23 protein-coding genes are annotated in these 21588 nt (G+C 45.1%); 15 read left to right on the forward strand and 8 right to left on the reverse strand.

The annotated features are described in order from the left end of the window. Nucleotides 1-24: 24 nt before the first annotated feature. Entirely contained in the window at nt 25-1524 is a 1500-nt protein-coding gene (gene zwf / locus CU635_RS03125; protein WP_101575705.1) for a glucose-6-phosphate dehydrogenase, read from the reverse strand. A gap of 419 nt (nt 1525-1943) precedes the next feature. Here zwf and rnz point away from each other — a divergent pair, with 419 nt between their 5' ends. From rnz to CU635_RS03140, 3 genes are all read left to right on the forward strand, one after another. Next, the gene (gene rnz / locus CU635_RS03130; protein WP_101575706.1) at nt 1944-2879 is read left to right on the forward strand and encodes a ribonuclease Z; all 936 of its coding nucleotides are present in this window, start codon (nt 1944-1946) and stop codon (nt 2877-2879) included. Then, the gene (locus tag CU635_RS03135; RefSeq protein ID WP_101575707.1) at nt 2879-3421 is read left to right on the forward strand and encodes a histidine phosphatase family protein; all 543 of its coding nucleotides are present in this window, start codon (nt 2879-2881) and stop codon (nt 3419-3421) included. Before rnz ends, CU635_RS03135 begins: the two co-directional genes overlap by 1 nt. A gap of 139 nt (nt 3422-3560) precedes the next feature. Then, complete coding sequence (locus CU635_RS03140; protein WP_101575708.1) at nt 3561-4256, forward strand: Type 1 glutamine amidotransferase-like domain-containing protein; 696 nt, start codon at nt 3561-3563, stop codon at nt 4254-4256. A 364-nt stretch (nt 4257-4620) separates the two neighbouring features. Here CU635_RS03140 and namA read toward each other — a convergent pair whose 3' ends face one another. Further along, on the reverse strand, nt 4621-5643 hold the full coding sequence (gene namA, locus CU635_RS03145) for an NADPH dehydrogenase NamA (protein WP_101575709.1): 1023 nt from the start codon (nt 5641-5643) through the stop codon (nt 4621-4623). Nucleotides 5644-5776: 133 nt separating this feature from the next. Continuing rightward, on the reverse strand, nt 5777-6622 hold the full coding sequence (proC, locus tag CU635_RS03150; RefSeq protein ID WP_101575710.1) for a pyrroline-5-carboxylate reductase: 846 nt from the start codon (nt 6620-6622) through the stop codon (nt 5777-5779). Between the two features lie 712 nt (nt 6623-7334). Between proC and CU635_RS03160 the strand changes: the two genes are divergently transcribed. From CU635_RS03160 to CU635_RS03170, 3 genes are read left to right on the forward strand one after another with little or no spacing between them, the layout of a single operon-like run. Then, nucleotides 7335-8294: an MBL fold metallo-hydrolase gene (locus CU635_RS03160; protein ID WP_101575712.1), complete on the forward strand. Its 960-nt coding sequence runs from the start codon at nt 7335-7337 to the stop codon at nt 8292-8294. 13 nt (nt 8295-8307) lie between these two features. Beyond that, nucleotides 8308-9105, forward strand: coding sequence for an SDR family NAD(P)-dependent oxidoreductase (locus tag CU635_RS03165; protein ID WP_101575713.1), 798 nt, complete (start codon nt 8308-8310; stop codon nt 9103-9105). A 37-nt stretch (nt 9106-9142) separates the two neighbouring features. Continuing rightward, a complete protein-coding gene (locus CU635_RS03170; protein WP_101575714.1) occupies nt 9143-9706 on the forward strand; it encodes a maltose acetyltransferase domain-containing protein in 564 nt (187 codons plus the stop codon). Between the two features lie 65 nt (nt 9707-9771). On the opposite strand, the gene CU635_RS03175 is transcribed toward CU635_RS03170, so the two are convergent. After that, nucleotides 9772-9957, reverse strand: a complete 186-nt coding sequence (locus CU635_RS03175; RefSeq protein ID WP_101575715.1) for a YqzH family protein — start codon at nt 9955-9957, stop codon at nt 9772-9774. 180 nt (nt 9958-10137) lie between these two features. On the opposite strand from CU635_RS03175, the gene CU635_RS03180 reads away from it, so the two are divergent. Together CU635_RS03180 and CU635_RS03185 are read left to right on the forward strand one after the other, a co-directional pair. Further along, a complete protein-coding gene (locus CU635_RS03180) occupies nt 10138-11397 on the forward strand; it encodes a Y-family DNA polymerase (protein ID WP_101575716.1) in 1260 nt (419 codons plus the stop codon). A gap of 20 nt (nt 11398-11417) precedes the next feature. Continuing rightward, on the forward strand, nt 11418-11753 hold the full coding sequence (locus tag CU635_RS03185; protein ID WP_101575717.1) for a YolD-like family protein: 336 nt from the start codon (nt 11418-11420) through the stop codon (nt 11751-11753). Between the two features lie 69 nt (nt 11754-11822). Here CU635_RS03185 and CU635_RS03190 read toward each other — a convergent pair whose 3' ends face one another. Further along, the gene (locus tag CU635_RS03190) at nt 11823-12041 is read right to left on the reverse strand and encodes a CDGSH iron-sulfur domain-containing protein (protein WP_101575718.1); all 219 of its coding nucleotides are present in this window, start codon (nt 12039-12041) and stop codon (nt 11823-11825) included. 126 nt (nt 12042-12167) lie between these two features. Here CU635_RS03190 and CU635_RS03195 point away from each other — a divergent pair, with 126 nt between their 5' ends. From CU635_RS03195 to CU635_RS03205, 3 genes are all read left to right on the forward strand, one after another. Further along, a complete protein-coding gene (locus CU635_RS03195; protein WP_101575719.1) occupies nt 12168-12497 on the forward strand; it encodes an iron-sulfur cluster biosynthesis family protein in 330 nt (109 codons plus the stop codon). Between the two features lie 387 nt (nt 12498-12884). Continuing rightward, nucleotides 12885-13985: a glutamate 5-kinase gene (proB, locus tag CU635_RS03200; RefSeq protein ID WP_101575720.1), complete on the forward strand. Its 1101-nt coding sequence runs from the start codon at nt 12885-12887 to the stop codon at nt 13983-13985. Nucleotides 13986-14000: 15 nt separating this feature from the next. Then, nucleotides 14001-15248, forward strand: coding sequence for a glutamate-5-semialdehyde dehydrogenase (locus CU635_RS03205; protein WP_101575721.1), 1248 nt, complete (start codon nt 14001-14003; stop codon nt 15246-15248). Nucleotides 15249-15351: 103 nt separating this feature from the next. On the opposite strand, the gene CU635_RS03210 is transcribed toward CU635_RS03205, so the two are convergent. Next, nucleotides 15352-16293 carry an alpha/beta hydrolase gene (locus CU635_RS03210; RefSeq protein WP_101575722.1) on the reverse strand — a complete coding sequence of 314 codons (942 nt, stop codon included), beginning with the start codon at nt 16291-16293 and terminating at the stop codon, nt 15352-15354. A 142-nt stretch (nt 16294-16435) separates the two neighbouring features. Next, the gene (locus tag CU635_RS03215) at nt 16436-17341 is read right to left on the reverse strand and encodes a hydroxymethylglutaryl-CoA lyase (RefSeq protein WP_101575723.1); all 906 of its coding nucleotides are present in this window, start codon (nt 17339-17341) and stop codon (nt 16436-16438) included. Nucleotides 17342-17568: 227 nt separating this feature from the next. Here CU635_RS03215 and CU635_RS03220 point away from each other — a divergent pair, with 227 nt between their 5' ends. The 4 genes from CU635_RS03220 to CU635_RS03235 all read left to right on the forward strand — a co-directional run bounded on the left by CU635_RS03220 (nt 17569) and on the right by CU635_RS03235 (nt 20552). Continuing rightward, nucleotides 17569-18756, forward strand: a complete 1188-nt coding sequence (locus tag CU635_RS03220) for an acetyl-CoA C-acetyltransferase (RefSeq protein WP_101575827.1) — start codon at nt 17569-17571, stop codon at nt 18754-18756. A gap of 46 nt (nt 18757-18802) precedes the next feature. Next, the gene (locus CU635_RS03225) at nt 18803-19492 is read left to right on the forward strand and encodes a CoA transferase subunit A (protein WP_101575724.1); all 690 of its coding nucleotides are present in this window, start codon (nt 18803-18805) and stop codon (nt 19490-19492) included. Nucleotides 19493-19514: 22 nt separating this feature from the next. Beyond that, complete coding sequence (locus CU635_RS03230) at nt 19515-20183, forward strand: CoA transferase subunit B (protein ID WP_101575725.1); 669 nt, start codon at nt 19515-19517, stop codon at nt 20181-20183. A 120-nt stretch (nt 20184-20303) separates the two neighbouring features. Next, complete coding sequence (locus tag CU635_RS03235) at nt 20304-20552, forward strand: YqkE family protein (protein ID WP_101575726.1); 249 nt, start codon at nt 20304-20306, stop codon at nt 20550-20552. Between the two features lie 88 nt (nt 20553-20640). Here the strand turns inward: CU635_RS03235 and CU635_RS03240 are convergent, their stop codons facing one another. Beyond that, nucleotides 20641-21552, reverse strand: coding sequence for an aldo/keto reductase (locus tag CU635_RS03240; protein ID WP_101575727.1), 912 nt, complete (start codon nt 21550-21552; stop codon nt 20641-20643). Between the last annotated feature and the right edge of the window lie 36 nt (nt 21553-21588).

Consider the following 21588-nt stretch of genomic DNA (forward strand, 5'->3'; position numbering starts at 1 on the left):
CCAAAAAATCGACAGGGGGTATTTTTAACAATTTTCTACTTCTAAATCTGTAACTGGCCACCAGAAAAATCCATCTTTTGCAAGCAGTTCATCTGCTGCATCGGGACCCATCGACCCAGATTCGTAATTCGGGAAGTTTTGTTCCTTTGTGCTTTCCCATACGTCAGAGATTTTATCAACAAAATTCCAGGATAGGGCAACCTCATCCCAATGCGTAAAATTTGTCGCATCTCCACGCATGCAATCATAAAGAAGTTTTTCGTAGGCTTCAGGTGTGTTGATTCCGTCAATGTCCTTATTGGCGAAATTTAATTTGACCTGGGTCGCCTCGGTGTTCTTCCCTGACTTTTTCGCGTTTAAATGCAGGGTGATACCTTCTTCAGGCTGAATGTGAATAACAAGCAGGTTCGGATTTAATGTTTGTTCCGTTTGATAATATAAATTCATCGGCACATCCTGGAATTGAATGACAATCTTTGTTGATTTTGCTTTCATCCGTTTACCTGTCCGAATATAGATTGGAACACCGGCCCAGCGGAAATTATCGATCAACAGTTTTCCGGCCACGAATGTTTCTGTATTTGAGTTCTCGTCGACCATCTGCTCCTGCCGGTAAGCAGGGACTGGTGTGCTATTTATCTGGCCTGCGCCGTACTGGCCGCGGACAAACGCGTTGTTCACCTCTTGCCCTTCTAAAGGACGTAGCGCCCGCAACACCTTGACTTTCTCTGAGCGAATTTCATCTGTCGTTAAGCGGATCGGCGGTTCCATCGCGAGCAAGGCAACCATTTGCAGCATATGGTTTTGCACCATATCGCGCAGTGCGCCGCTCTTTTCGTAATAACGTCCCCGTTCTTCGACACCGAGCGTCTCACTCGAAGTGACTTGAATGTTGGAAATGAAGCGGTTATTCCAAAGCGGTTCGAAAATTGCGTTGGCAAAGCGAATCACTTCAATGTTTTGCACCATTTCCTTGCCGAGATAATGATCGATCCGGTAAACCTCGTCCTCATTAAAGGCGGTCCGAATCCGGCTGTTCAGCTCTTTCGCGGACTCAAGATCGTGCCCAAACGGCTTTTCAATGACAAGCCGTTTAAAGCCGGGAACATCGGTCAACCCATCATGCTTTAAATGCTCGGCAATTGTGCCGAAAAATTCAGGAGCCATTGCCAGATAAAAAATTCGATTTCCTTCCAGCGAATAATGCTGATCCAATTCTCCTGCCATGTTTTTTAATACTTGATAGGAGCTTGAATCGGTCACGTCGTGAGAATGGTAGTAAAAGCGGGACGTGAAGTCGTCAAGATTTTCGCTGCTGTCGCTCGATACCTGCAGCGAGTCAGCAACGCTTTTTTGAAATTCTTCATTCGTAAGAGGACGTCGTGCAACGCCAATGACGGCGAATCGTTCCAGCTTACCTTTTTTATAAAGATTATATAAAGACGGAAATAACTTCCGTTTTGCTAAATCTCCTGTCGCACCAAATAACATGATTAGCGCAGTTGGTTTTTCGTTCTGTTTCACGATTTAAGGACCTCTCTTTACCTGAAAAATTTATGTACATATTCATTTTTGAAACATTGACCTATACAAGTATAAAATTTTATCGGTTTCTATACCATTTAGCAAATTATTAGCGCTATAGTTATTCTATTCCAATAATGTGATGCTATCCACACGAAACGCTGTATATGTTAAAGATTATTAACGTTAGCTTTAGAGTATTATGAACGGCGTTATTTTTTCAACGAATCTGCTTATGAAAGTGTTTATGTTGCCCTAACTTAATTGACTTATAAACGGAAACTATTAAGAATGTTGATGTAGCAGAAAGCATAGCGTATAGTAAATTTATGGATAGCAGGAGCGAAAGTACTATTAAATGATTGGCGTTGGTAACCACGGGGCTGCAGGACGCAGCTTGTATAGAAAGGAGTGATCTGATGGATGTATTTTTTCTGGGCACAGGCGCGGGTGTTCCGGCCAGGATGCGCAATGTTACGGCAATAGCTTTGAAGCTATTGGAAGAGCGGGGAGCGATCTGGCTGTTTGATTGTGGTGAAGCAACCCAGCATCAAATTCTACATACTTCCATTAAACCGCGGCGAATTGAAAAAATTTTTATTACCCACCTTCACGGTGACCACATATACGGGCTTCCCGGATTACTGTCCAGCAGGTCTTTCCAGGCTGGCGAATCGGAAGTGACTCTGTACGGGCCGAAAGGGTTGAAAGATTATATCGTGATGAGCTTGTCAATCAGCCATTCGCATTTGAGATACCCGCTAAAGATCGTCGAAATCGACGAGGGGATTGTATTTGAGGACGACCAGTTTACTGTTGAAGCGAGGCTGCTTGACCATGGGATTCCTTCCTTCGGGTACCGCGTTGTTGAAAAGGACCGGCCCGGCACACTGCTCGCCGAAAAGCTTGATGAAGCTGGATTAAAACCTGGTCCTCTTTATAAAAAAATAAAAAACGGTGAAGATGTTGTGCTTGAAGATGGAACGGTGATTCATGCGGCCGAGTTTTTGGATCCGCCAAAGAAAGGCCGGATCGTGACGATCCTTGGTGATACAAGAGTATGCAATAACGCTGTTGAGCTTGCCAGAGAAGCTGACCTGCTTGTGCATGAAGCAACTTTATCAAAGGACGAAGAGAAGATGGCCTTTGATTACTTCCATTCGACAACCCATCAGGCTGCACAGGTCGCTTTAAAGGCAAATGCCAGCAAACTGATCATCACCCATATTAGCTCAAGATATGACCGTCCTGCATGGAAAGAGCTCGAAAAGGAAGCGCAGGAACTGTTTAAAGATACCGAGATTGCTGTGGATTTTATGGAAATTTCAATTCCGATGACGCGAGGGCATTTTTGATGAAGACGATCTATATTGTTCGGCATGCGCAGGCTGCGGGACAGCCGTTCGATTCCCCCCTGACCGAAATCGGAGTCAGACAGGCTGCTGCACTGGCTCGCTTGTTTGCAGATAGGCAGATTGATCTAATCTATTCAAGCCCATTTACCAGGGCAATATCGACTATTAGGCCACTGGCCGATTTAAAAGGACTGCAAATTGTCGAGGACAGCCGCCTTGGTGAACGAGTATTAAGCTCACAATATTATCCGGATTGGTTCGACAAGGTGAAGCAAAGCTTCGCTGATTTTGAACTTGTTTTTGAAGGCGGAGAATCGCAGGCATCAGGAATCAAGCGGGCTGCTTCGATTTTGGGAGAAGCGATCGGTTCAGAGGCGAAAAATATCGTTTTAGTCAGTCACGGCAATTTATCGACATTATTGCTGCGGTACTTTGACCAAAATTTTGGGTATGAGCACTGGCTGGGAATGACCAATCCGGATGTCTTTGAAGTGTGTATTTCAGGTGGAAATAATGTGGTTACTCGGATATGGGAAACATAATTTAAGTATAATTGCTTGGAGAATAATATTATGTGAAGTGTTACTTCACTAATGAGGCTGATTAAGAAGGAAATTGGAAGGCTGCCTGCAATAACATAGGATTTTTATGCTGAAAATGATAATCGAATGGGGGATTTCTATGAAACAGATTATTGCAATGGGCGGCGGCGGTTTTTCAATGGAACCGGAAAATCTTCTGCTCGATGAATATGTATTAAAGCAGTCGGGGAAGCAAACACCTTCTGTCTGTTTCGTGCCAACGGCCAGTGGAGATGCTGATAACTACATATCACGATTTTATCAGGCTTTTGAAACTTTGGATTGCCGTCCTTCACATCTATCGTTATTTTCTCCACCAACCAGGGATTTGGAGAATTATATTCTTGAAAAAGACATCATCTATGTCGGCGGCGGCAACACAAAGAATTTGCTTGTTCTATGGAAAGAATGGGGGTTGGATCATTATTTGCGCACAGCCTGGGAACAAGGGATTATCCTTGCCGGCGTTAGTGCAGGCGCCATTTGCTGGTTCGAGCAGGGTGTGACCGATTCTTACGGAGACGGGCTATCTGAACTTCATTGTTTGGGGTTTTTAAAAGGCAGCTGTTGTCCCCATTATGACGGCGAAGAACAGAGACGGCCGGGATTCCATCGGGTATTGCGTGACGGCGTCATCTCGAACGGAATTGCTGCCGATGATGGAGTGGCTTTTCATTTTGTAGGAGAGGAACTGAAACAGGTTGTCAGTTCAAGACCGAATGCAAAAGGGTATAATGTGAAAAAATTGAACGGCAAAATCATTGAGACAGAGATAGATACGATGTATCTTGGATAAATCATAAAGAAGATTCAAAATCGAACATGCAATCATAAAAGAGCAATAGAATAGATTTCTCAAGGGTGGTCGGCACTTATCCCCATACAGAAAGGGGGTGGTGCTGGTGACGGTATTCGAAGCGTTGATGTTTGCATTAACTTTTGCAGGCTTGATCGTCGCGAACTGTCACACGACCCAAAAAAATAATCCACCCTTGAGTCGCTAGCTCGGGTGGATTACTCCGCTTAACAGCCGACCCCTTTGAGGGAACCGTCTATTGTATGACCGTTTGGTGTTACCAGCACCATCGGTCTTTTTTAATATATGTTGTTTTCTAATTTTATTATACCCAACAGCTGATTAAAAGCAAACTGATTGATAACTATAACGACCAGCCGCGTTCATATTGCTTCGGTGCTTCGATGTCAACACCAAGCTCTTTTGCTGCCGTTCTCGGCCAATAAGGATCGCGGAGCAGCGCGCGGGCCAGAATGATCAGATCAGCCCGGTTGTTCTGCAAAATTTCTTCTGCCTGAATTCCGGTCGTGATCAGGCCTACGGCACCGGTTGGAATATCCGCTTCATGTTTAATTTTGTCCGCAAATGGCACTTGATACCCCGAGAATGCGTTGATTTTGGCGGGCACTAGTGCACCGGAGCTAACGTCAATAAGATCAATTCCCTGTTCTTTCATCCATGTGCTAAAAGTTACATAATCCTCAACATTTAACCCTTCTGGATGATAGTCACTGGCCGAAACGCGCACAAACAACGGGCCATCCCAGACAGTTTTTACTGCATCAATGACCTCGCGCAGGAAGCGGTAACGATTTTCAGCGCTTCCGCCATATTCATCAGTGCGCTGATTGGAAAGCGGCGACAAAAATTCATTGATTAAGTAGCCGTGGGCACCATGAATTTCAATGACATCAAAGCCCGCTGTTTTAGCCCGTTCAGCTCCCAACCTGAATGCTTCAATAGTCTCGGCGATTTCATCCTTCGTCATTTCTTTTGGCGTTTTTGACTTCTCATTAAACGGGAGTGCTGAAGGGGCAATAATTTCACCATCAACCGTTGCCTTCCGTCCGGCATGGGCAATCTGGATCCCTGCCTTTGCGCCATGTTCCTTGATAAGGCCGGTTAATTCTGTCAGCCCTGCAATATGGTCGTCATTCCATATCCCGAGATCCTGCGGGGTAATCCTTCCTTGCGCCGTTACAGCGGTCGCTTCTAAAATAATCAAACCTACTTGTCCAACGGCCCGGCTCGTATAATGGGTGCGATGCCAATTCGTGACCAGGCCATCTTCATCAAAACACGAATACATGCACATTGGTGACATCACAATACGATTTTTAAAGGTAACATCTTTAACTGTATACGGAGAAAATAATTTTCTTTCCATATGTAAAGCCCTCCCTTATTTCGTTTATGTAAATATCTACATTATACCAGTCCGTTTTTCAAAAATGAAAAAAACCGGCTCAGGCGTTTTGCCACAAAACGCTAAACCGGTATTTCGTGAAGGCTTGATACATTTACACGTGTTGCTTCACAGAATTGATCTCGCTGCTAAGCATGCTGCCAAGTTTTTTCGATTGCGCGGTTGCCTCTTTAATGCATGAGATAAAAGCATCCTGAACCCCGTGTGCTTCCAATACTTTTATGCCGGCCTCGGTTGTTCCGCCCGGGCTCGTGACATCCTGTCTGAGCTGCTTTGGCGCTTTGTTGGTGCTATCCAGCATTCCTGCTGCCCCGAGCAAGGTCTGGATAATCAGCTCTTTCGCCAAGCCTTTCTCAAGGCCGATTTCAGCTGCGCTTTTTTCCATTGCTTCAACGAGGTAATAAATATAGGCAGGACCACTGCCGGAAAGGCCGGTCACGGCATCAAGCTGGTTTTCGGCAACGGCCGCGGTTAAGCCGATTGTATTGAAGATCGTTTCGGCCATTTTCTTCTGCTTCAAGGAAACCCGGTTATTGACAGCGAGAGCGGTTGCTGATTTTCCGATCGCAGCAGACGTATTCGGCATCGCCCGGACAACGGCCAGCTCTTTTCCTGCCAGCTTTTCAATGCTTTCTATCGAAACTCCGGCAAGCACGGAAATGATCAGCGTTTTTTCTGTTAAAAATGGCCTGATCGCTGAAATGGCGTTGGCCGCATCCTTTGGTTTCACCGCTAAAATTACGGCATCGGCATCGTCAAACAATTCCGCCCCGCTCCCGGATATGCTGACGCCGTATCGCTGTTGCAGCTGCTCGAGCTTTTTTTGATCGCTTCTGTTTGTGACCCGAATTTTTTCCTTTTCCAGCAACCCTTTTTCAACAATGCCGGAAATCATCGCCTCAGCCATCGAGCCTGCTCCAATGAATACAAGCTTTTTCATTTTCGGCGTCCTCCTTTTTACTAAAATAAATACAAAAAAGACCCTTCATCCAAAAAGGACGAAAGGTCTAGCTTCCGTGGTACCACCTTCATTCACCTTTTTCAACAACGATGATCCGTTCAAAAAAGGTGCAGCTCAATTCCGCTAACGCCGGAATGCGTCTAGGTTTTCCCTAACAGCTCATAAGGTAGGTTTCAATAGTCAAGAGGGCGGTGAAGCCTTTCAGCCGCTGAGCTTCACTCTCTTTCGCCGTTTTCCATTTACTGGCCTTAATCATTGCTCGTTTAAGTAATAAAATTTATAAGTGATTATGCAACGTAACAAGCTTGTTTGTCAAGGGGCATATATCAGATTTGTTAAAATACTTATTTTAAATGGCGTTTGTTTAGGATCGTGATTGCGCATGAAAAAAGCATTGTATCTTTCGTATATTGTTCCCTTCATATTTGTTAATATGAAATTATTGGCGGATTTAGTTCGTGAAAAGCCGGAGCATCTGGAGTATTTGTTTATGGGGGGAAACTTCATTCGTTTTTCGGTTTAGCTTATTACACTGTGAAATTGCTCAGTTAAAAAATTATGCGAAAATAATGACAATTTTCAAAAAGAGCGCTAAACTAGATGTGGCGAACAAACATGTATGCGCTCTTTTTTTATTGCATATATCAAAGACAGATTTTTATGTGAATATCATAACTGAGGAGTTTGAAAGATGATTGAATGGAACAATGGCATTGCCGTGCTTACACTGCTTACCCCTTTTCCGGTAGGGGATGTAAACATTTTTTTAATTAAAGGGGAAAGGTTGACCCTCATTGATGTCGGGCCGAAAACAGAAGCGGCCTGGGAAAGCTTTAAAAGCCAGCTGAAGGAGTTAAAACTGACTCCGCGAGACATTGAACAAGTTATTTTGACCCACCACCATCCCGATCATGTCGGATTGCTCGATTTTTTTCCACCGTCACTCGAGGTATATGGCCACCCGTTGAATGAAAGATGGCTGAACCGTACGGACACTTTTTTTGAGGAGCATAAAGAGTTCTTCCATCGGCTTTTTGTCGAGTTTGCGATTCCGGAGAGATTTTTCCCATACATTGAAGCAATGAAAAAGACGCTGAAATTTTCTTGTAATCGTTCCTTGACTGGTACCATAACAGAGGGGGACACGCCGCCGGGACTGGACGATTGGAAAGTGTTGAACACACCTGGCCATGCCCAAAGCCATATTGCTCTTTGGCGTGAGACAGACGGCGTTGCGATTGGCGGTGATTTGCTGCTGGCAACAATTTCACCAAATCCACTGCTCGAGCCACCGCTGCCCGGTGAAACGGAACGGCCGGCGCCTCAGCTTCAATACAATGCTTCGATCAAAAAATTGCTCAACTACCCGATTCAGTGCATGTACGCCGGACACGGCCCTGAGATTAGGAACGTAGCGGAGCTTGTCGAAAAGAGGCTGGCCAAGCAGCATGAGCGGGCGATGCTGGTGAAAAGCTGGCTGGAGGCTGCGCCGTTGACTGTGTTCGAAATTTGCCAGCGGCTTTTTCCTGCTGTTTATGAGCGGGAATTGACATTAACCATTTCCGAAACGGTCGCCCAGCTTGACTATTTACGGTCATTGGGAGAGATTGATATGATGAAAGACAATAAAGCCTATCTTTACAAGGCATGATGAGGTGAACGATTTGGCGGCAGATTTGCTGACAGGAAAAAATGTTATTATAACCGGTGCTTCCGGTGGGATTGGTGCGGAAATTGCCCGCCTCTGTGCGGAACGCGGCGCAAATCTTGTTTTGATGGCTCGCAGCCTTGATAAGCTGGAAGCATTAAAGACGGAACTCGATGGCCGCTTCGCTATCGATATCTACATATATCAGCTTGATGTGTCGAAAACCGATGAGGTCGAGACCGTTTTTCAAAAGGTCATCGGCCAGCTCGGCCGTGTCGATATTTTAGTAAATAATGCCGGCTTCGGGGTTTTTCGTGAAGCGCATGAGGCAACGATCGACGAGATAAAAGGAATGTTTAATGTCAATGTTGTCGGGCTGATGGCGTGTACGAGCATGGTCCTGCCCGTGATGCGCGCGCAAGCGTCCGGTCATATTATCAACATTGCTTCACAGGCGGGGAAAATAGCGACACCGAAGTCCAGCATATATTCGGCTACGAAGCATGCGGTACTCGGCTATACAAACAGCCTGAGGATGGAAGCGGCTGATTCAAATATCTACGTTACAGCGGTTAATCCAGGACCGATCGCAACCAATTTTTTTAATATTGCTGACCAAAAAGGTACATATGTAAAAAATATTCGGCGTTTCATGCTTGATCCTAAGGACGTCGCAGAGAAAATCGTGAATAGAATGCTGACGCCGACCCGTGAGATTAACCTGCCGCGCTGGATGAATGCCGGCAGTGTTGTTTACGCGTTGTTCCCGAGGCTGTTTGAGCGCCTTGGCAAGAGAGCTTTTAACCAGAAATAGCCCTATCGTTTTTACAACAGCTGTGCGAGGTGATGAAATGAGATCTGAAAAGGAAAAAATGCTGAACGGCGAGCTGTATGTTGCGTCCGATCCTGTGCTTGTGAAAGACCGCGAATACGCCCGAAAGCTTACCCGTCTATACAACGAAACTTTGGAAACAGAGTATGATAAGAGAACGTCGATCTTAAAGGAACTGTTTGGATCTACTGGGGAAAATCTCTTCGTTGAACCATTTTTTCGCTGTGATTACGGCTACAATATTCATGTCGGTGAAAATTTTTATGCCAATTTTGATTGCGTCATATTGGATGTGTGCGAGGTTCGGATCGGCGAAAATTGTTTTATGGCGCCTGGCGTCCATATTTACACGGCAACCCATCCACTCGATCCATACGAGCGCATCGCCGGGACTGAATACGGAAAGCCTGTTACAATTGGCAGCAATGTCTGGATTGGCGGACGGGCGGTTATTGCTCCCGGGGTGACTATCGGTGACAACGCTGTTATTGCAGCCGGAGCTGTTGTGGTAAAAGATGTGCCGGAAAACACGGTGGCAGGCGGCAATCCCGCTAAAATAATCAAGGCGATCGATGTAAAATAATCTGGCTGATGCATTGCGCATCGGCTTTTTTAGTTACTCGTTTATGCCGTTTTGGCATGCGAAATTTAACCGGTTAAATACTCATAAACGACATCATTCACAATATCATGCAGATCTACGTCTGCTTCCTCCTGTTTTTGCCCGACAATTTTTTGATATAAATTATCGTAATCCTCTTCACTCAGCGGCAGCTCATGCTGGTATTGCCGCAAGCAATTTTGAATCATTTTAAAAATAAATTTTTTATCCATGTCGTTACACCTCGAATTGATTATAACGCTTTTCCAAAAAAGAATCAGGCTGGCACGAAAGTCGATTTCAAGAAATTCGTCGTAAAATTTCCATTGAATAAGAACGTCTATTCGCTTAATATAATGGGTACAATGAAATGGAACAAACGTTCTGTAATTATAGAAAATGGAGGAGCGTTCATGGTCAATTACAACGAGATGCCGCACAAACAGATTTTATGCATTGACATGAAAAGCTTTTATGCAAGCTGTTCTGCTGTCATGCAAGGCCTTGATCCGCTTAATTGTTATTTGGCGGTCATCAGCCATTTGGAAAACCCCGGCAGTATCGTGCTCGCTGCTTCACCGCGTTTAAAAAAGGAGTTCGGTGTAAAAACCGGTTCGCGGCTGTTTGAAATTCCGAATGATCCGCGCATTATTCTCGTCGAACCACAGATGGCTACATATATGCGCATTTCCACCGAAATTACCCGCGTATTTCACCGCTACGTTCCGAAAGAATCGATTCATACGTACAGTGTCGATGAAAGTTTTATCCAGGTAGATGGAGTGACCAACATCTTTGGCGATGCAACGACAATTGCCAGAAAAATAAGAGATGATATTGAACGCGAATTTCAGCTTACCTGTGCGGTTGGGATTGGACCGAACATGCTGATGGCAAAGCTTTGCCTCGATCTTGAAGCGAAAACAAACGGAATTGCGGAGTGGACGTATGATGACGTACCGGAAAAGCTTTGGACGGTGTCTCCATTAAGCAAAATGTGGGGTATCGGCAGACGGATGCAGAAAAATCTCAATGGGATGGGGATTTTTACGGTCGGGCAACTGGCCCGCTATGATTTGAAAAAGCTTGAAAAAAAGTTTGGGATTATCGGGAACCAGCTTTATTATCATGCCTGGGGAATCGATTTTTCCGATATTGGCGCCCCGATTATGGAAGGGCAGCTTAGCTATGGGAAAAGCCAGATTCTGCTCCGCGATTATAAAGAGGAGGATGAGATTAAAAGTGTGATATTAGAAATGTGCGAGGAGGTTGCAAAACGAGCGCGTGATGAAAAAAAGGCCGGGAGAACGGTCAGTTTCGGTGCCGGCTACAGCGAGGATGAATTTGGCGGCGGCTTTTACCGCTCGAGGACGATGAAGGAGCCGACAAATGTGACGATGCAACTTTACCGGGTCTGCCTTGAGCTTTTCGATGAACATTATGAAGGGAAAACAGTCCGGCAAATTTCGATCTCACTTGGGAATATGGTTGATGACGATCATCTGCAGCTCAGTTTATTTAATGCTGACAAAGGGAAAAAGCGTGATTTGGGCTATGTTGTTGACAGAATTCGCAACCGTTACGGTCCAGTGGCACTGCTTCGGGCTGTTTCGTATACGGCTGGCGGCACAGCAAGGCAACGCGCACAGCTTGTCGGCGGTCATAAAGGATAGAGAGACAGGGGGGAGAGACGATGATTCGAGACCGTGGAAAAATAAAATGGACGTCCATGATGCTTCCTGAACACGTCAAGCTGCTGCACGGATGGGCAGAGCAAGATACATTTGAGAAGAAGGGCGAGCCCGATGAACAGCAGCTTGAGCTTATGAATGAAACGATCGCCGAGGCGATGGAATTTCGGAAGACGGTCACGATTACGCATTACCGGGACCGCCGCCATGAGCTCGTGATTGGAACGATTCATTATTGGGATGAAATGACGCGGAAGCTGCATATAGTTGATCGTGTTGACACATTTCACCGCCTGCAGCTTGCTGATATTGTCGACGTTCAATTTACGGATGATTGAGCCGCAGCCGGCAGTTTGTCAGCGGAAAATAAAAATAGGCGGTTCCCCGACAGAGAGCCGCCCACCACCTTATTCGTTATCATCCAGCACTTTTTCGGCGCGAACGGAGGAGGAAAACTTGCCTTTATGGGAGCCGTCACAGAAAGGCTTATTTTCGGACAGCCCGCAGCGGCATAATGAAAAGGTCGGCTTTGTCGGAAACTTATTTCCTTCCATATCAATCAGCTCAACGTCACCAGTGACCCGAAGAGAGCCGTTGTCCAGCACCTTAATTTGTACTTTTTCCATCATCCCACTCCTTTACCAATTTATCTTTAATAATAACCAGAAAGCGCAGGAAAGCAAGTGCTGGCGAACAAAATAATCAAAGATATGTGTTAAAATAGGGGTATTCAGACGAGAGGGGAGCTTATGATGGAAATCACGATAACAGAAGCAGCAGCGAACAAAATTTCTGAGAAGACAGCGAACAGGCCGGGCTATTTGAAGCTGAAGTATGATACAAAAGGAACTGGCTGCGTGATGAACGGTGTCACTGCCCTCTGGCTGGTAAACGAGCTTGATGAAGATGATCAGGAAATCGCAACAAACAACGGCAGCGTTTATGTTGAAAAATCAAAGACCGTTTTTTTGGATGAGCAAATGAAAATCGATTTTTCCGAAGCGTCCAATACTTTTCAATTAAAAAGTCCAGGCCAGATTTTAAATGGAAGAATGAGCTTTTTTGACAAAACAAGAAGCTGAGAAAATAGTAACTGCAGCTTGACAAATTCCCTATTCCTTGTCATAATTCTTAAAAAAATCACTGAACGTTAACGGAAGATTAGTATGCGTGTCTTGAAGTGCCAGAGAGCGAGATTTATAAGCTGGAAGATTTCGCCATGGAAAGCCGCAGAACCTGCCTCCTCAGTCCTCTGCTAAATCAGAGGCGTATCCTTGCGTTAAAAGGCAGAGTGGGACGTGTTTGACATGTCCAATAAAGGTGGTACCACGGGAGCAAGCCCTTTCGTCCTTATAGACAGGATGAATGGGCTTTTTTATGTTGGATTGTCCAGGTGCCCGCTCACTACCAGGATCTGGCGGCCTCTCACTCCCTCATAGCTGAGAATAACGATTTAGGAGAAATTGTAAATGAAAAAGAAACGCGTTGTGGTTAAAATCGGCAGCAGTTCTTTAACAAATGAAAAAGGCGAAATTGATCAACAAAAATTAGTTGATCACATACACGCAGTAGCATCTCTGCGAAAAGACGGACATGAAGTTTTATTAGTGTCATCGGGAGCCGTGGCGGCCGGCTTTGTGAAACTTGGCTATTCATCGAGACCAATCACGTTAAAAGGAAAGCAAGCGGCCGCGGCCGTTGGCCAAAGTCTTCTCATCAAATCGTACATTGAAAAATTTACGGAATTGAATATGATCCCTGCCCAGATTCTTTTGACAAGAAATGACTTTTCTAATCGGGAGCGTTATAAAAACGCTTATGCGACGATCATGGAACTTTTAGAGCGAAGGATTATACCGATTATTAATGAAAATGACACCGTGTCTGTAGAGGAATTAACTTTTGGTGATAATGATATGCTTTCGGCTCTGGTTAGCGGCCTTGTTCATGCTGATCAACTCATCATTTTGACAGATATCAATGGACTATACGACTCTGATCCAAGAGTGAACCGGTCCGCCAAGAAAATGGATATTATTGACAAAATCACAGACGAAATGTTAGCCGCTGCGCAAGCGTCGGGGTCAAAGGTGGGAACAGGCGGAATGAGATCTAAGCTGATTGCCGCCAAAACAGCCCTTTCCCTTGGCGTTCCCGTGTTTATTGGAAAGGGATCAGGAACTGAAAAATTGCTCGAAATTCTCGAAGGTCATGGAGATGGGACATATATTTTCAACCGCGCCCTCGGATCGATAAATACCAGACGACAATGGATTGCCTATCACTCAGAAGTCGCGGGAAGAATCTTCATCGATAAAGGGGCGGAGGAAGCAATCTTATTTAACGGTGGGAGCTTATTGCCAGCTGGCGTTTTTGAAGTAAACGGACGATTTCAAAAAGGAGATGTCGTTGAAGTGTTCGGAATAAATGGTTTGTTGGGCAAAGGGGAAGTCACTTGTTCTTCAGAGGATCTCCAACGATTAATCGGAAAACGCAGCGAAGAAAGAAAAAAACAACCATTGAAAACATCCGTGGAGGTCATTCATCGCAACAAATGGGTTAGAGCATAGACTGGAGGGATTACCGTGAACGAGGTACAGAAAAAAGGTCAGGCGGCTAAATTAGCGAGCTATTCATTAGCAGGAATCTCAACGATGGCAAAGAATGAGGCATTGGAGATGATTGCCGGGCAATTATTAAAGGATCAGGCGGAAATTCTCGCAGAGAATCAAAAGGATTTACAGGAAGGCAAACAAAAAGGGATTTCAGAGGCAATCCTTGATCGAATCATGCTCAATGAGAAACGCATTGACGATATGGCTCATGCAATCAGACAGTTGATTTCACTTCACGATCCGATCGGAGAGACGATCGAAACGATACAAAAAGAAAACGGCCTGTTCATTAAAAAAAACCGTGTTCCACTTGGCGTGATCGGCATGATTTATGAAGCCAGGCCGAATGTGACCATCGATGCGGCAACACTTTGCTTAAAGACTGGGAATGCGGTCATTTTAAGAGGAAGTTCGTCCGCAAAATTTTCAAATATGGCAATTGTTCAGTCGATCCATCGGGCACTGGAAAAAAGCGCTATTCCGCTTGATGCAGTCCAACTTATCGAAGATACAAGCAGGGAAACAGCGCAAGCACTCTTTCACCTGGATCAATATTTGGATGTATTGATCCCGCGAGGCGGTAAGCATCTAATTGAAACCGTCAAACGGGAGGCGACTGTGCCAATTTTGGAAACCGGCGCCGGCAATTGCCATGTGTTTATTGATGACAGTGCTGAAGAGGACATGGCCGTACGCATCGTTTTAAACGCAAAAACGCAGCGTCCGTCAGTTTGCAATGCCATTGAAACAATATTAATTCATGAACAATGGTTTGATCGTTATGGAGTAAAGTTGCTCGAAGTGCTTCATGAAAATGGAGTTGAAATTTACGGAGATGAAACAATTTGCCGTGCGTTTAAAGCGGCAAACACTGCAACAGAAGAGGAATGGTATACAGAATATCTGGCTTTATCGGTGAGCATTAAGGTCGTGAAACACCTTGATGAAGCAATCGAACATATAAACAAGTACGGATCACAGCACTCGGAAGCGATTATTACCGATAATGAACTGAATGCCTCCATCTTCTTGAACAAGGTCGATGCCGCAGCAGTCTATCATAATGCGTCAACCCGTTTTACAGACGGATTTGAGTTTGGGTATGGTGCAGAAATCGGTATCAGCACCCAAAAGCTCCATGCAAGAGGGCCAATGGGATTAAACGCGCTAACATCAAGCAAATTTTTCATTTATGGATCGGGACAAATTCGGGAATAAGCTAACCCCACAGCAAAACTTGCTTTTTAATAGCATCATATAAATGAGTAAACCAGGTAAATACGTAACCCCGCCGACAACCAGCGGGGTGTGCGCACAGTTATTATAATGAAACAGGCTGGCCTGGTTCAGCCTGCCGGAAATGAACATGGTCTTCAAGAAATTCATCGATGGCTTTTTCATATTCTTCGGCGTTTTCATTGAGTGACTGTGCGTGACGGCCGTTAACAGCTAAAAACAGCTTTTTCGGCCCTTTTTTCTGTTCAAACAAAGCTTCAGTCATGGTCGGCAGGATGAAATCGTCCTTCGCGCTATGAATAAATAAAACCGGCTTTTTAATATTTTCGATTACGGAAATAGGGGAAACATCGCGGATCGAGTATTTGTCCCGGACACGTAAAAACAGGTCCGCTACAGGCAAAAGCAGCTTTGCAGGCAGTTTCATTTCCGCTTTTAACTGGTATGCAAGCTGGTCCTTAAAGTCAGAAAAAGGACAGTCGGCGATATAAAAATCAGCTCCATCCTCGAGCATGCCTGCGTATAGAAGCATGGTTGCCGCCCCCATTGACTCTCCATGGATTCCAAGCTGAAGATCGGCTCCTTTTTCTTTTTTCAGCCAGTTGACGACTGCTTTCAAATCGTATTTTTCATAATGGCCATAGCTTGTTGTCTTGCCGCCTGATTCCCCGTGGCGGCGATGATCATAAATCACTGCGTTAAATCCGCGTTTTAAAAATAGGTTCATGTATTTAATTGAATTGGTTTTATTCTCGGTTACTCCATGGCAAATAATGATATAGCGGTTCGACTGATAAGGTTCCACTAAAACCGTCTTCAAAACATAGCCAAAAGGGGAATCGATCGTTGCTTCCCGTTTCGGCAGTTGCTCGAATTCCAGCTGGTTGAGGCGGCCCGCTTCTTTTTCACGATTTAAAATAAAATCGTCATCCTTCTTTTTCATGTACATAAGCCGGTTCGTAAAATACACTCCAAGAGAAGACAGGAGCACTAAAAAGGATAACAAAAAACGGAACAACCTTCTCAAAAGACTATCCCCTTCACAATTTTTTTCTTCTTTATTTTATCATCAGCCGGAATTTTAAAACATAAAAAACGTCTGTAAGACAAAAAAGACAAAACCGGGTCTCGGCCTTGTCTCCCGTTTGTATATGGTCGGATCCGTTTTTTTAAACCGTTTGTGCATTTAGCCGGTAGTAGGTGCTGTCAATTGGGCGGGATAGGTGGGGACGGACAATATCGATTGCCTTAATTAAATCTGGCAACTGGACTCCTGTGTTAATTCCCATTCGTTCAAGCATGTAGACAACATCTTCGGTTGCGGCATTTCCGGCGGCACCGGGAGCAAACGGGCAGCCGCCCAACCCGCCGGCCGATGTATCAAACCGGTCAACGCCGGCCTGCAATGCTGCATAAATATTGGTGAGCGCCATTTTCCGTGTGTCGTGAAAATGGGCTGTTAAAAGAATGTTCGGCAATTCGTTTTTCAGCGTCGAGAACAGCGAAAATGATTCATGTGGAGCCGCCATTCCAATCGTGTCGGCGACACTGAGCTCATCAACGCCTGCAAGCGCAAATTGCCGGCAGAGATTGACGGTGTCTTCTTCGGCAATTTTCCCTTCGTAAGGGCAATAAAACGAGGTTGAAATACAAGCGCGTACAAAAAATTCATCCGCTCTGAGCTGCTTGATGATCGGGGTTAATTCGGCCATGCTGTCCGCGGTTGTTTTGTTAATATTTTTTTGGTTGAACGTGTTGCTGACCCCAACAAAAACGGCCACTGCACGGCAGTTCACCATTCGGGCCCGTTCCACCCCCTTCGCATTTGGAGTTAGCACAATATTTCGTTCCCCACCTTCAAGACAGTCCGCTGCAATTTCAGCAGCATCGCTCATTTGCGGTACCCATTTCGGCGAAACAAAAGAGGTAATCTCCATTTCGCTGATGCCTGCCTGTTTTAAAGCAGATATGAATTGTTTTTTTATTTCGGTTGGTACAAATGATTTTTCGTTCTGAAGCCCATCTCTCGGACCAACCTCAATAATCGTTACTTTTTCAGGTGAAAGAATAGCCATGTTTTCCCTCCAACATTTTCTCAGGTGAACACTGTATTGCAAATTCAACTGAGTAAATTTCACAATGTAATAAGCCAAACCGAAAACGAATGAAATTCATTCAACTCAATTGTAATGGGATTATTTTTTAAAAAGCAAGAATTATAGAAATTTTGACAAAATAAAAGGAATTTTTTTATTTCACTCGAAATATAAAAGAGTGAATACCGATGGAAAGGACGATAAAAATGGCAAAAACTGAAGCAGTAATTGTAAGCGCTGTCAGAACTGCGATTGGCAGTTTTAATGGCAGCCTAAAAGATGTGTCAGCTCCAGAGCTTGGTGCGATTGCGATAAAGGGGGCACTTGAGAAAGCAGGCGTCAGCCCGAACCAGGTCGATGAGGTGATTATGGGCAATGTCCTTCAGGCCGGCCTTGGGCAAAATCCGGCAAGGCAGTCGGCCTTAAAAGCAGGTCTTCCTGAGACTGTGTCGGCACTTACAATCAATAAAGTGTGCGGTTCAGGGTTGAAAGCTATCCATCTTGCCGCCCAGGCAATTATCGCAGGTGATGCTGACATTATCGTCGCTGGCGGAATGGAAAATATGAGCCAGGCTCCATATTTGCTAAAGAATGCGCGGGACGGGTTCAAGATGGGTGACCAGAAGCTAGTCGACAGCATGATTTCCGATGGCTTATGGTGCGCCTTCAACGACTATCATATGGGCGTGACCGCTGAAAACCTTTGTGCGCAATTTGGGCTCACGCGCGCTGAGCAGGATCAGTTTGCCGCATGGAGCCAGGAGAAAGCAGCAAAAGCAATTGAGGCTGGAAGGTTTGCAGATGAAATTATCCCGGTTAAAATTCCGCAGCGAAAAGGCGATCCGATTGTTTTCGATACAGATGAATATCCAAAAAAAGGTACGACAGCCGAGAAGCTTGCCGGTCTTCGCCCCGCTTTTAAAAAGGACGGCAGTGTCACGGCAGGCAACGCATCAGGTATTAATGACGGTGCAGCGGTTCTTGTTGTGATGAGCCGCAACAAAGCGGAGGAACTTGGCTTAACGCCGCTTGTTGTCCTAAAGGGAAATGCAAGCGCAGGGGTTGATCCAAGCATCATGGGAATTGGCCCGGTTTCTGCCGTGAAAAAAGCGCTTGAGAAAGCGGCTGTTTCGATGGAAGAGCTTGAACTGATTGAAGCAAATGAAGCTTTTGCCGCCCAGTCACTTGCGGTGGGCAGGGAACTGCACTTTAACAAGGATATTTTAAACGTAAATGGCGGGGCAATTGCACTTGGGCACCCAATTGGGGCAAGTGGAGCAAGAATCCTTGTTACGCTTATTCACGAAATGAAAAGACGGAATGCAAGAAAAGGTCTGGCCACCCTTTGTATTGGTGGAGGACAAGGCGTCGCATCCGTAGTTGAATTAGTATAGCCATCGTACTTTTAACTAAGGTGTTTCAAATGAAAGGAGAGTAACGATGAAAAAAATATCTGAATCCTTTGAGGAAGCCATCGCCGATATTTATGACGGTGCAACATTAATGGTAGGTGGTTTCGGGTTATGCGGAATTCCTGAAAACCTGATCCTTGCCCTTGTTGATAAAGGTGTTAACGATTTAACGGTTATTTCCAATAATTGCGGTGTCGATGATTGGGGCCTTGGGCTGCTTTTGCAAAATAAACAGATTAAGAAAATGATAGGATCCTATGTTGGTGAAAATAAAGAGTTCGAAAGACAAGTATTGTCCGGGGAAATCGAGGTCGAACTGATTCCACAAGGGACACTGGCGGAAAAAATTCGCGCCGGTGGAGCAGGCATCCCCGCTTTTTATACGCCAGCCGGGGTCGGTACGCCGATTGCGGATGGGAAGGAAACGAAGGTTTTTAGTGGAAAAGAATATTTATTGGAAGAATCATTGACGGCGGACTTCAGCCTTGTCCGCGCCGCGAAAGGTGACCGGATCGGAAATCTCGTGTACGAGAAAACGGCCCGGAATTTTAATCCGATGATTGCGGCGGCAGGAAAAGTGACGATTGCAGAAGTCGAAGCATTGGTTGACGTCGGTGAATTGGATCCGAATACGATTCATACACCAAGCGTGTACGTCCAAACATTGATTGAAGGGAAGCAGGAAAAGCGAATCGAGAGACTGACTGTAAAAAAATAGAACCGATGAAGGAGAGGTTTTCATGAGCAAAGATAAAGCGGCTGTTCGCGAAAAGATTGCCAGAAGGGCAGAACAAGAAATTGAAGACGGTTTTTATGTGAACCTTGGGATCGGAATGCCGACTTTGGTAGCCAATTATATTTCAGATCATAAACAGGTCGTCCTTCAATCGGAAAATGGCCTGCTTGGAATCGGTCCTTATCCGGCCGAGAGTGAAGTGGATCCCGACTTAATTAATGCCGGAAAAGAAACGGTAACGGCGATACCGGGAGCCGCCTATTTTGACAGTGCCGAATCCTTTGCGATGATCCGCGGCGGCCATATCAACATTGCGATTCTTGGCGGAATGGAAGTATCCGAAAATGGTGATCTCGCCAACTGGATGATTCCCGGAAAAATGATCAAAGGGATGGGCGGAGCAATGGATCTTGTCCATGGCGCGCAAAAGATCATCGTCATTATGGACCATGCGAACAAAAACGGGGAGGCGAAAATATTGAAGCAGTGCAGTCTGCCGCTCACAGGCAAGGGAGTCGTCGACCGGATCATTACTGAAAGAGCTGTTATCGACGTCACCGATTCCGGATTGAAGCTGGTTGAGATCGCAAAAGGGTTTACCATTGAGGATGTCACTAGTTCCACAGAGCCTAAGTTAATCATCGATGATACAGTGATAATGGAAGCATTTTAATATAGGCCACGCCGGCAGCTCTTGCTCCGGCGTTTACTATCGTTTGCAGAAAGCCAACTTCTATTTAACTTTCTTTTAAGATGATATAATACAGCTAACATTGTCAAGCGAGGGATTCGAATGAGAAAGAAATCAGTGAAACAGGCATCAAGACAAAAAGAAGATAAAGCTGTCACATTGGGGGATATGCTTAATCAAGATTTAATGGAAAAGCTAAAAGCAAAACAAAAAGAGTTAAAATCAGAAGAAATAAGAAAGCAGGAAGAAGAAGCGGAACGAAAAAGGGAAGAAAGAAGATTAAAAGAGAAAAATAAATCGTTTGACGAGCTCCTGCAGGAGAGCGATTTAGATTGGAAAAAGTATAAATGACCGCACTGCCGCAAAGACTTTGTAAATTCCCAGTAATGGGTAATATCACCGACTAGAAAAAATGTCCAGCCTTCAAGGCTGGACTTTCTTAATATTGAGAGGCTTTTGTAAGGCTCCGGATTAAAGATATTTCTTCCTCTGTTAGCGGACTGCTGTTGATCGCTTTGACATTTTCCCTGACTTGCTGTACCGAGCTTGCGCCGGCGACGATCGAAGCAACCGCTGGAAAGCTGAGATTATAATGAAAAGCTATTTCAGCAAGAGACCGGTTTTTGGCGAGCTTCTCCTTAAGCGCAGACAAGACCTGTGTAAGTTCGTGATAGCTGTAATCCAGATAACCGTCTTTTTTAACGGAAGCGGACGCTTTTTCAAGCATCTGGTCACTTAAAAGCCCTTTTGCGAGCGAGCCCCGTGTCACAACGCTGATTTGCTTTTCCGCCAATAATGGCAGTGCTTCTTCTTCCGGCCTGCGGTCAAGCATGCTGAACTGCATCATGACGGAAACAATCTTTGATTTCTCCGCGTATTCGCGAATCACAGCCGGACGAATCGAGGAAATCCCATAAAAACGAATGTATCCTTCTTCTGTTAATTCTTCAAAGGCTTCAATCGTTTCATCAATCGGGTCTTCCATCGTACCGCCGTGCAACTGGTATAAGTCAATGTAATCGGTGCCAAGCCGTTTTAAGCTTGCTTTGACCGCTTCTTTTATGTAAGCTTTTGAAGGATCCCAGCTCCACCCGTCTTTCGCTTCATTCCAACGATTGCCTGCTTTCGTGGCAATAATCACTTGTTCGCGAACATTCTTTAAAGAGTTGCCGACAATTTGTTCGTTGTTGCCAAAATCATATAAATCGGCGGTATCAAAATAGTTAATGCCTTCCTCAAGTGCTGCGTCAATAATGGTTCTGGCTGCTTTTGCATCGGTGCCTAGTGACATACAGCCCAACCCGATTTCGCTTACGAATAAATTCGATTTCCCGAGCTGCCTTTTTTTCAATGTGCTTCACCTCATCACTCTATCTTTTTTTTGAGA

The organism is Bacillus canaveralius (assembly GCF_002860125.1).
Lineage (GTDB): Bacteria > Bacillota > Bacilli > Bacillales > Cytobacillaceae > Bacillus_BJ > Bacillus_BJ canaveralius.